Raw genomic sequence first — 9979 nt, forward strand, 5'->3', positions numbered from 1 at the left:
GCCCGTGCCCCGCGCCGCGGCCTATGTGACCACGGCGGCCGAGGGGGCGAGCCTCCATCTGCGCCGCCTCGCCGAACGGCCCGGCGATTTCGACCCGGCGGTGCGCGACCGGCTGCTGGCGGGACTTGCCATTCCCGCCGCCTGGGTGGACGCCGCCCAGCGCTTCCGCCGCCGCTTCCGGGAGGAGATGCTGGCGCTGTTTGCCACCTGCGACGTGATCCTCGCCCCGGCAACCCCGTGCCGGGCGCCGAAGATCGGCCAGAAGACCTTCGTGCTCGACGGCGAGACCTTGCTGGTGCGCCCGAACCTCGGGCTCTACACCCAGCCCATCTCGTTCATCGGCCTGCCGGTGGTGGCGGCGCCGGTGTGGCTGGACGACGGGCCTTCGGCGCACCTGCCGCTCGGCGTCCAGGTGATCGCCCCGCCCTGGCGGGAGGACCTCGCCTTGCGCGTCGCCAAGGCGCTTCAGGATGCGGGCGCGGCTGCCGCAAGAGTGGCGGCGCTGTAGTGGCGGCGCTGTGAAGGAGAGCGATGTGGAGATCGACATTCCCGAGGTGAAGGCGGAGGTGGAGGCGGCCTTCGCGGGCTACGAGGCGGCTCTGGTCGCCAACGACGTGGAGGCGCTGGACGGCTTCTTCCGGGCCGACCCCCGCACCGTCCGCTATGGCGGCGGGGAGAATCTCTACGGCATCGAGGAGATCCGCGCCTTCCGCAAGGGGCGCAGCGCGGCGGGGCTTGCCCGGACGCTGGAGCGCACCGTCATCACCACGTTCGGCCGCGACTTCGCCGTGGCCTCGACCATGTTCCGGCGCGAGAGCGACGGCGGGCGCGTCGGCCGCCAGCAGCAGACCTGGGTGCGCTTTGCCGAGGGCTGGCGCGTGGTGGCGGCCCATGTCTCGGCGCTGCCGGCGGGCAGCCCTTAGGGGCGATTGCAGACTTTTACCCTGTTGCAGAATCCCGGTAGCGTCTTGATCCATGAGCCTTGCATCGTCATCCGCCGCCACTGAGGGCGCTTCGGCGCCGCGCCGCAGGCGCGGGGCGCGGCGCGCGGTGACGCGCACCGAGGAACTGCGCCTGCAGATCGCCGACGACATCGTGCGCGGCCGCCTCGCGCCGGGCACGGCGCTGGAGGAGGTGGACATCGCCAAGCGCTACGGCGTGTCCCGCACCCCGGTGCGCGAGGCGATTCGCGATCTCGCCGCCTCCGGGCTGGTGGAGGCGCGGCCCCATCGCAGCGCCCTCGTCGCCCAGCCCTCGCTCGAGCGGCTGCGCGGCATGTTCGACGTGATGGCGGAGCTGGAGGCGCTGTGCGCCGGCCTCAGCGCGGTGCACATGACGCCCACCGAGCGCGCCCACCTCCAGGCGATCCACGCCGAATTGGCCGACCTGACCCGGCGCGGCGACCAGGCCGGCTACACGGTGCTGAACGAGCGCTTCCACACCACGCTCTATGCCGGCGCCCACAACGACTATCTGAGCGAACTGACGCTGGCGACGCGGGCGCGGCTCCAGCCCTTCCGCCGCGCCCAGTTCCGCAATCTGGGCCGCCTCGCGCTCTCCTATCTGGAGCACGACCGGGTGGTGAGCGCGATCCTGCGCGGCGACAAGGCCGAGGCCGCCACCGCCATGCGCGCCCACATCAACACCGTCGAAGTGGCCTACGAGCGCTACGCCGAGAGCGTGTGAGGCGTGCGCGGACCGGCGTGCGATCGATGGCACCGGCGTGCCGCGGATGCACACGCCGCGCCGTCCCCAAGCTGTGGATGATGGTGATGATCTTGCGCCCTCCCACGGGCCGTGATCGGAGCGTCATGGAGCCGGCAACGGGCGGAAAGCCAAGGCCGTTAGGGGTTTATTAACGGGCGGGCGCGCACCATATATAGTGGGTAACGGCACCTGCCGACCCTAGATCAAGGCGAAACAGTGTTTGACGGAAGGCTGAGACTCGCTCTAGCGTTCATCTCCTGAGCGGCGGGCATTCCCGATCGGCCGAAGGCCGGAAGAGGACGCCCCGTTCTTCCGAACACTGCGGTCCTTGTCCCGGGACGGCGCGCGGCGCTGTACCCGCAGTCCCGTCGCGTCGTGGCCTCGTCACGGCCGCCATATTCACTTGTTACATTGCCCGTCCCGTGCGGGGGGCGAGCCGAAGGAGCACCGGTCATGCGCGTCGAACGCCGCTACACGCAAGAGGGTCGTTCCCCCTACGCGGACATCCCCTTCCGCGAGACCGTGAGCGAGATCAGGAATCCCGATGGCTCCGTGGTGTTCCGCCAGGAGGGCATCGAGGTGCCTGCGCAATTCTCGCAGGTGGCCTCCGACATCCTTGCGCAGAAGTATTTCCGCAAGGCCGGCGTGCCCGCGCGCCTCAAGAAGGTGGAGGAGAATTCCGTTCCCTCCTTCCTGTGGCGCTCGGTGCCCGACGCGGCCGCGCTCGCCGCGCTGCCGGAGAAGGAGCGCCTCGTCGGCGAGACCTCCGCTAAGCAGGTGTTCGACCGGCTCGCCGGTACCTGGACCTATTGGGGCTGGAAGGGCGGGTATTTCGACACCGAGGCCGACGCCCAGGCGTTCTTCGACGAGCACCGCTACATGCTCGCCATGCAGATGGCGGCCCCCAACTCGCCGCAATGGTTCAACACCGGCCTGCACTGGGCCTACGGCATCGACGGGCCGGGCCAGGGCCATTTCTACGTGGACCACAAGACCGGCGAGCTCACCGCCTCCACCTCGGCCTACGAGCACCCGCAGCCGCACGCCTGCTTCATCCAGTCGGTCAGCGACGATCTGGTGAATGACGGCGGCATCATGGACCTGTGGGTGCGCGAGGCGCGCCTGTTCAAGTACGGCTCCGGCACCGGCTCCAACTTCTCGGCGCTGCGCGGCGAGGGCGAGAAGCTGTCCGGCGGCGGGCGCTCGAGCGGCCTCATGAGCTTCCTCAAGATCGGCGACCGCGCGGCGGGCGCCATCAAGTCCGGCGGCACCACGCGCCGCGCCGCCAAGATGGTGGTGGTGGACGCCGACCATCCGGACATCGAGGCCTATGTGGACTGGAAGGTGATCGAGGAGCAGAAGGTCTCCGCGCTCGTCACCGGCTCCAAGCTCAACGCCAAGCACCTCAAGGCCATCATGAAGGCCTGCGTGAACTGCGAGGGCGAGGGCGACGCCTGCTTCGATCCCGAGAAGAACCCGGCGCTGAAGCGCGAGATCAAGGCTGCCCGCAAGGTGGCGATCGCCGACGCCGCCATCCGCCGGGTGATCCAGTATGCCCGCCAGGGCTACAAGGACATCGACGTCTCGATCTACGACACCGACTGGGACGGCGAGGCCTACATCACGGTCGCCGGCCAGAACTCCAACAATTCCGTGCGCGTCACCGACGACTTCCTGCGCGCGGTGGAGGCGGATGCGGACTGGAACCTGATCCGCCGCACCGACGGCAAGCTGGCGAAGACCGTGAAGGCGCGCGAGCTGTGGGAGAAGATCGGCGCCGCCGCCTGGCACTGCGCCGACCCCGGCATCCAGTTCCACACCACGGTGAACGACTGGCACACCTGCCCGGCGGGCGGCGAGATCCGCGCCTCCAATCCGTGCTCGGAATACATGTTCCTGGACGACACGGCCTGCAATCTCGCCTCCCTGAACCTTCTCCAGTTCCGGGATGCCGACAAGCAGTTCGACGTGGCGAGCTATGAGCACGCCGTGCGGCTGTGGACCGTGGTGCTGGAAATCTCCGTGCTGATGGCGCAGTTCCCCTCGCGCCGCATCGCCGAGCTGTCCTACGAGTACCGCACGCTGGGCCTCGGCTATGCGAACATCGGCGGGCTGCTGATGTCGTCCGGCATCCCCTACGATTCGCCGCAGGGCCGCGCCATCTGCGGCGCGCTCAGCGCCATCATGACCGGCGTGTGCTACGCCACCTCCGCCGAGATGGCGAAGGAGCTGGGCCCGTTCCCGGCCCACGGCGCCAATGCCGAGACCATGCTGCGCGTGATCCGCAACCACCGCCGCGCCGCCCACGGCCTTGCGGAGGGCTACGAGGCGCTGTCCGTCGCCCCGGTGCCGCTCGACCACGCCTCCTGCCCGGACGCGCGCCTGGTCGCCGCCGCCACCGCGGCGTGGGACAAGGCGCTGGAACTCGGCGAGGCGCACGGCTACCGCAACGCCCAGGTCTCGGTGATCGCCCCCACGGGCACCATCGGCCTCGTGATGGACTGCGACACCACCGGCATCGAGCCCGACTTCGCGCTGGTGAAGTTCAAGAAGCTGGCCGGTGGCGGCTACTTCAAGATCATCAACCGCGCCGTGCCGGAGGCGCTGCGCGCGCTCGGCTACGGCGAGGCCGAGATCGCCGAGATCGAGGCCTATGCGGTGGGCCACGGCTCGCTCGCCCAGGCGCCCGGCATCAACCACACGACCCTGCGCGCCAAGGGCTTCGACGATCAGGCGATCCAGAAGGCGGAAGCGGCGGTGAAGACCGCCTTCGACATCAAGTTCGCCTTCAACCGCTGGACCTTCGGCGAGGAGTTCCTGGCTTCGGCGCTCAAGGTGCCGGCGGAGGAACTGGCGAACCCGAAGTTCGACCTGCTCGCCTTCCTCGGCTTCGCCAAGAGCGAGATCGAGGCCGCGAACGTGCACGTCTGCGGCGCCATGACCCTGGAGGGCGCCCCGCATCTGAAGCGCGAGCACCTGCCGGTGTTCGACTGCGCCTCGCCGTGCGGGCGCATCGGCAAGCGCTATCTCTCGGTGGAAAGCCACATCCACATGATGGCGGCGGCGCAGCCCTTCATCTCGGGCGCCATCTCCAAGACCATCAACATGCCTAACGAGGCGAGCGTCGACGACTGCAAGGCGGCCTATCTCCTCTCCTGGCGCCTGGCGCTGAAGGCCAACGCGCTCTATCGCGACGGCTCCAAGCTCTCCCAGCCGCTCAACGCCCAATTGGTGGCGGACGACGAGGACGAGGACGATCAGGTCGAGGCGCTGGTGGCCCAGCCGAACGCGGCGCGCGCCGCCGCCGTCACCGAGAAGATCGTCGAGCGGGTGGTGGAGCGCATCGTCGAGCACCGGGTGCGCGAGCGCGAGAAGATGCCCGACCGCCGCAAGGGCTACACCCAGAAGGCGGTGGTGGGCGGCCACAAGGTCTATCTGCGCACCGGCGAATACGATGACGGCCGCCTCGGCGAGATCTTCATCGACATGCACAAGGAGGGCGCGGCGCTCCGCTCGCTGCTCAACAACTTCGCCATCGCCATCTCGCTGGGCCTCCAGTACGGCGTGCCGCTGGAGGAGTATGTGGACGCCTTCACCTTCACCCGCTTCGAGCCGGCGGGCCCGGTGCAGGGCAACGACACCATCAAGTACGCCACCTCCATGCTGGACTACGTGTTCCGCGAACTGGCGGTGAGCTATCTCGGCCGCAGCGACCTCGGCCATGTGGACCTGACCGAGACCGGCTTCGACGCCCTCGGCAAGGGCGTGGACGAGGGCAAGGCGCCGGCCAATCCGGCGGCGCGCGTGGTCTCCAAGGGCCTGGTGCGCGGCAAGACCGTGAGCCTGCTTGCGACCCAGCCGGGCGGCGAGCCGCGCGGGGCGGGCGACAACGTCACCGTGCTGCGCGCCTGGACCGACGGCGCGACCGCGCTCAAGAGCGAGACCACCCAATTGCTCGATCCCGCCCCCGAACCGGAGGAGATCGAGGCGGCGGTGGAGAGCTGATGGAGAAGTCGCTCCCCTGGTCCGCCTCCGCCCGCAAGGCCGAGGCGAGGGCCGAAGCCCGCGCCAAGGGCTATGAGGGCGAGGCCTGCCCCGAGTGCATGAACTTCACGCTCGTGCGCAACGGCACGTGCCTGAAGTGCGACACGTGCGGGAGCACGACCGGGTGTAGCTGAGAGCCTTGACAACCCATCTTTGATGGGTTGTCTTTATAAGAACAAAGAGTGAACTTTTGTTTCGGCGCGATCCGGGGGCGGGGCATGCTGGCGTTGAAATCATTCGGCCATCGCCTCAAAGGCGCGGTGCGCTCTCTCACGCTCCTGGCCGCGTTGATGCAAAGCGACGACGCCCGGGCGATGGACCGCGAAGCGTTCATCAAGGCCGGCCTGTGCGAGTTCATGATGCGTCTGTGGACGATCCATCAGCATCCGGCGGCGCAGGATCGCTTCCTTGTGGCATCCGTGAAGGGGCGCGCGCAGAGCTACGTGCAGTGCATGCTGCTGGCGGGGGACAGTCAGATCCTGTGCGAGGTGGCCTCCGGCCTCTCTGGGCCTCAAAGGGCGCTGCAGCTCCAGCCGGACCAGGTGCGCCGCCTGACGCAGGAGGGGTTCGAGCAAGGCGGCACCGCAGGAAATTTCCAGCGCATGAGCGAAGCGGGCGATGACCTCGAGACCGCGCTCGTCAGCACATCGGTTCTGCTGCTGGAACTCCTCTATGACATTTACGGCGCCCGCCACCCGCTCGACCTCGAATTTAAGGCGCCGCTGGCCGCGGAACTCGGTCCGCGCCCGCTCGCCTGCCTGATCATCGGCGCGGCGCAGCGTGCGAAGGCGGCCACCGGATAAGCTCGTTCTCCGCGGCGCCCGTGCCGGAGCGCGTCCTTGCCCCGGCCCACCGACGGCCCGGACCAAGCGGACGATCCATTGCTTTGGTCTTTACGCTCGGTGTACATACATGCGTTCATACGAACGGCTCGCGACGAGGGTCGTCATGGTCGCATTGAAGCTCGCCAAGGTGGGAAACTCGATCGGGGCGGTGATCCCTAAGGAAGTGCTCCAGCGGCTGAAGGTGGGGCAGGGCGATACGCTCTATCTCACGGAGACACCCGACGGCTATAGGATCACGCCCTACGATCCCGAGTTCGAGGAGCAGATGGAGGCCGCCCGCCGGATCATGAAGCGGCGGCGCAATGCCTTGCGCGAACTCGCGAAATAAGGTGCGGGAGCCGCGCTGGATCAGCAAGGCGGTGCTGCTCGCGGTGCATAGCGAGCAATTGGCGGAGCATGGGGGCGCGAGCGGCATCCGCGACGAAGGCGGGCTTGAATCCGCGCTCGCCCGCCCGCGCCAGTTGCTGTCCTACGGAGAACCGGACTTGGCGGCACTTGCAGCGGCCTATGCGTTCGGCCTTTGCGGCAATCATCCCTTCGTCGATGGCAATAAGCGGACCTCGTTCGTCATCACCGAACTTTTTCTCGATCTCAACGGGTTTCGCCTCGCAATGGACGATGCAGAGACCGTGACGCTTTGGCTGGCTCTGGCGTCGGGCGAGATCGAAGAGGCCGCTCTCGCCGACCGGTTGCGCGCCGCAATGCAAGCGGTTGCCTCCTAAGTCCCGCGGCCCGACATTGACGTCTAGGATTTTCCGCCCGGTCCGGCCATCCTTCGCCCCACTGCTCCGAACCCAAGCGCCCCCATGCTCACCCTCTATTCCTACCCCTCGCTCTTCGGCGTCGCCGACAACAATGGCTACGGGCTGAAGGTCTATGCCTTCCTGAGGCTCGCCGGCGTGCCGTTCGTGCACGAGCACCTGTTCGACGCCTCGCAGGCGCCGCGCGCCCAGCTGCCTTATGCCACCGACGACGGCGCGCGGATCGGCGACAGCGAGGCCATCATCGCTCATGCGACGCGCAAGTACGGCGTGACGCTCGACGCTGGCCTCACCCCCGCCCAGCGCGACATGGCGCTACTCGTCCTGCGGCTGCTGGACGACCTTTATTGGGTGATGTCCTATTCGCGCTGGAAGGACGAGGCCTTCTGGCCGCTGTTCGCCGCGGCGCTGAAGCGCGAGCACCCGCGCCTGACCGACGAAGACCTCCTTGCGGCGAAGGAGTTCAACGCCAAGCGCTACCATTTCCAGGGCATCGGCCGCTACGATCCGCCCGATGCCTATGCGCGCGGCCTGAAGGACCTCGGCGTGCTGGCGCGCCTTGTGCCGGCCGAGGGCTTCGTGTTCGGCCCGGCGCCCACCAGCCTGGATGCGGCCATCTACGGCTTCATCGCCAACATCTTCTTCTACGATATCCCGACGCCCCTGAAGGCGTTCGTGGACGCCAACGCGAACCTCGTGCGCCATTGCCGCGCCATCCACGACGCCGTCTCGCTCTGAGCGCCGTCAATCGCCCGTGATCATCACCTCGGGCACCGCGTTCGGATCCTCGATGTCCATGCCGTCCTCGTCGGCAAGGTCGACGCCGGTGAGGCAGATGTCGCCGTCGTCGATGATCAGCGGGATCGCCGTGAGCGCCTGGCCCTGGCAGGGGCCGATGAAGCAGTGGCCGGTGTCGAGGTCGAACTGGGCGTTGTGCTTGCCGCAGGTGAGGAAGTTGCCCTCCTCGTCCAGGAATTCGCCGGGCACGGTGTCGAGCCGGCCGCCCTCGTGCGGGCAGGCATTCTCGAAGCCGTAGAAATTGTTGCCCTTGCGGGTGACGAGGATGGGCCAGCGCACGATGGCGCCGGCCGCGTCGCGCTTCGCCAGCACGAAGCCGCGGGCGCTGCCGTCATCCACCTCCCAGGTGGAGCAGATGGCGAAGAGTTCGGTCATGGGGCAGCCTTTCCGCGCGCGGTCGGGCCGCGCCGGCGGGCGGGCGGCCCTCGCTCATGGCTCAGGCAATATGCGCGCCAGCACCGTGGCTGCATGCGTCGGCCGGGCTTCCGCACTGTCGCGGGATCGCCGTGTCGGGCTTGCGACACGGCGCCTGGAACGCCCTCAGGTGCCCTTGAAGGCAGGCGCGCGCTTCTCGAAGAAGGCCTTCTGCCCCTCCGCGAAATCGTCGGAGGTGAAGAGCAGACCCTGGCCGTCCGCCTCCGCGCGCAGGAAGGTGTCGAGTGTAGCCGGGTGGCGCGCCAGCATGGATTTGGCGAGGCCGAAGGCGCGCGTCGGCCCGTCGGCGATCTCCTGCGCCCGCGCCAGCGCCACCGCCAGCGCTGTGCCGGCCGGGCAGGCGATGTCGGCCAGCCCGTTTCCGGCCGCCTCGGCGCCGGAGAAGGCCTGGCCGAGGAACACCATGCGCCGGGTCGGCGCCGGACCCATGCGCCACGGCAGGGTCCACAGCGCGCCCATGTCGGGCATCAGGCCGATGCGGCCGAAGGCGCTGAACGAACTGGGCGGTCTCGGCCGCCACGACGATGTCGCACGCCGCCGCGAGGCCGAGGCCGGCACCGGCCGCGTGGCCCTCCACCGCCGCCACCACCACCTTCGGCCCGCCGACCAGAAGGCGCGTGATGCGCTGGAGCCGCTCCACCCGGTCGCGGCTGGCGATGCCCGCGCCCGGCTTCATGATGGAGATGTCGCCGCCGGCGCAGAAGGTGCCGCCGGCCCCCGTGAGCACGATGGCGCGCACGGCGGCATCCTCCATGCCCTCGGCGAGGCGGTCGTGCAGCGCCTCGCGCAGGCCGAGGGAGAGCGCGTTGCGGCGCTTCGGCTCGTTGAGGGTGAGGAGGAGCACGGCGCCGCGCCGCTCGGTGAGCACCAGATCGTCCGCGTGCCCTTCGGTCGTCGTCCCGGTCGTCATAGGCGCACCACGGCCTTTCCCAACTGCTGGCGGGCGGCGATGCGGCCGAGAATCTCGGGCACCGCGCCGAGGCCGTCCACGATGGTGAGCGGCCCGTCGAGGGCGCCGCCGGCGATCGCCGCCAGCACGCGCTCCGCCGATCTAGCGAGCACGTGCGGCTTGCGCCAGCGATAATGGCCGAGCGAGAGGCCGAGCACCGCGCGGTTCTTCACCAGAAGCCGGTTGGCGGCAAAGCTCGGCACCGTGCCGCCGGCAAAGCCGATCACCACATAGCGCCCGTCCCAGTCCAGAAGGTTCGCGGCGGCTTCGGCGAAGGCGCCGCCCACGGGATCGACGATCACGTCCGCGTCGCGCCCTTCATTGAGGGCCTGGAAGCGTTCGCGGAACGCCTCGCCATAGGTGAGCGCGGCGTGGGCGCCCGCCGCCACGGCGACCGCGCCCGCGCTCGTCGCTGGTGGCGGCGATCACGCGCGCCGACT

The 9979-nt window shown here is 69.0% G+C and carries 10 protein-coding genes and 2 pseudogenes; 8 read left to right on the forward strand and 4 right to left on the reverse strand.

Annotation, left to right across the window (positions count from 1 at the left end; translation table 11 throughout):
- The 8 genes and pseudogenes from AC2W7M_RS12960 to AC2W7M_RS12995 form a co-directional block, all read left to right on the forward strand.
- Positions 1-508 (forward strand): amidase family protein (locus tag AC2W7M_RS12960; protein WP_486132703.1); only part of this gene is annotated, 508 nt, incomplete at its 5' end.
- 25 nt (positions 509-533) lie between these two features.
- The gene (gene hpxZ, locus AC2W7M_RS12965) at positions 534-923 is read left to right on the forward strand and encodes an oxalurate catabolism protein HpxZ (protein WP_486132712.1); all 390 of its coding nucleotides are present in this window, start codon (positions 534-536) and stop codon (positions 921-923) included.
- Between the two features lie 52 nt (positions 924-975).
- Entirely contained in the window at positions 976-1686 is a 711-nt protein-coding gene (locus AC2W7M_RS12970) for a GntR family transcriptional regulator (RefSeq protein WP_486132704.1), read from the forward strand.
- Positions 1687-2160: 474 nt separating this feature from the next.
- Positions 2161-5885 (forward strand): annotated as a pseudogene (locus AC2W7M_RS12975) (vitamin B12-dependent ribonucleotide reductase).
- 84 nt (positions 5886-5969) lie between these two features.
- Positions 5970-6554 carry a TY-Chap domain-containing protein gene (locus AC2W7M_RS12980; RefSeq protein WP_486132705.1) on the forward strand — a complete coding sequence of 195 codons (585 nt, stop codon included), beginning with the start codon at positions 5970-5972 and terminating at the stop codon, positions 6552-6554.
- Positions 6555-6699: 145 nt separating this feature from the next.
- Positions 6700-6924, forward strand: a complete 225-nt coding sequence (locus tag AC2W7M_RS12985) for an AbrB/MazE/SpoVT family DNA-binding domain-containing protein (RefSeq protein ID WP_486132706.1) — start codon at positions 6700-6702, stop codon at positions 6922-6924.
- 1 nt (position 6925) lies between these two features.
- Positions 6926-7318: a type II toxin-antitoxin system death-on-curing family toxin gene (locus tag AC2W7M_RS12990; protein ID WP_486132707.1), complete on the forward strand. Its 393-nt coding sequence runs from the start codon at positions 6926-6928 to the stop codon at positions 7316-7318.
- 84 nt (positions 7319-7402) lie between these two features.
- The gene (locus AC2W7M_RS12995; protein WP_486132708.1) at positions 7403-8095 is read left to right on the forward strand and encodes a glutathione S-transferase family protein; all 693 of its coding nucleotides are present in this window, start codon (positions 7403-7405) and stop codon (positions 8093-8095) included.
- Positions 8096-8101: 6 nt separating this feature from the next.
- On the opposite strand, the gene AC2W7M_RS13000 is transcribed toward AC2W7M_RS12995, so the two are convergent.
- From AC2W7M_RS13000 to AC2W7M_RS13015, 4 genes and pseudogenes are all read right to left on the reverse strand, one after another.
- On the reverse strand, positions 8102-8530 hold the full coding sequence (locus AC2W7M_RS13000) for a Rieske (2Fe-2S) protein (protein WP_486132709.1): 429 nt from the start codon (positions 8528-8530) through the stop codon (positions 8102-8104).
- A gap of 165 nt (positions 8531-8695) precedes the next feature.
- Positions 8696-9148 (reverse strand): enoyl-CoA hydratase/isomerase family protein, encoded by a 453-nt coding sequence (locus tag AC2W7M_RS13005; protein ID WP_486132710.1) that lies wholly within the window; start codon positions 9146-9148, stop codon positions 8696-8698.
- A pseudogene (locus AC2W7M_RS13010) lies at positions 9093-9500 on the reverse strand (enoyl-CoA hydratase/isomerase family protein); the annotation flags it as partial. The pseudogene AC2W7M_RS13010 and the gene AC2W7M_RS13005, both read right to left, overlap by 56 nt.
- Entirely contained in the window at positions 9497-9928 is a 432-nt protein-coding gene (locus AC2W7M_RS13015; protein ID WP_486132711.1) for a zinc-binding dehydrogenase, read from the reverse strand. The pseudogene AC2W7M_RS13010 and the gene AC2W7M_RS13015, both read right to left, overlap by 4 nt.
- Positions 9929-9979: the final 51 nt, after the last annotated feature.

The sequence above is a fragment of the Xanthobacter sp. BG11Y11_SDJG genome (assembly GCF_057364445.1).

Bases quoted from the DNA above. Each gene is read 5' to 3' on its own strand.
- AC2W7M_RS12980 (WP_486132705.1), top strand. From the start codon at position 5,970: ATGCTGGCGTTGAAATCATTCGGCCATCGCCTCAAAGGCGCGGTGCGC.
- AC2W7M_RS12970 (WP_486132704.1), top strand. From the start codon at position 976: ATGAGCCTTGCATCGTCATCCGCCGCCACTGAGGGCGCTTCGGCGCCG.
- AC2W7M_RS12995 (WP_486132708.1), top strand. From the start codon at position 7,403: ATGCTCACCCTCTATTCCTACCCCTCGCTCTTCGGCGTCGCCGACAAC.
- AC2W7M_RS13000 (WP_486132709.1), bottom strand. From the start codon at position 8,530: ATGACCGAACTCTTCGCCATCTGCTCCACCTGGGAGGTGGATGACGGC.
- AC2W7M_RS12985 (WP_486132706.1), top strand. From the start codon at position 6,700: ATGGTCGCATTGAAGCTCGCCAAGGTGGGAAACTCGATCGGGGCGGTG.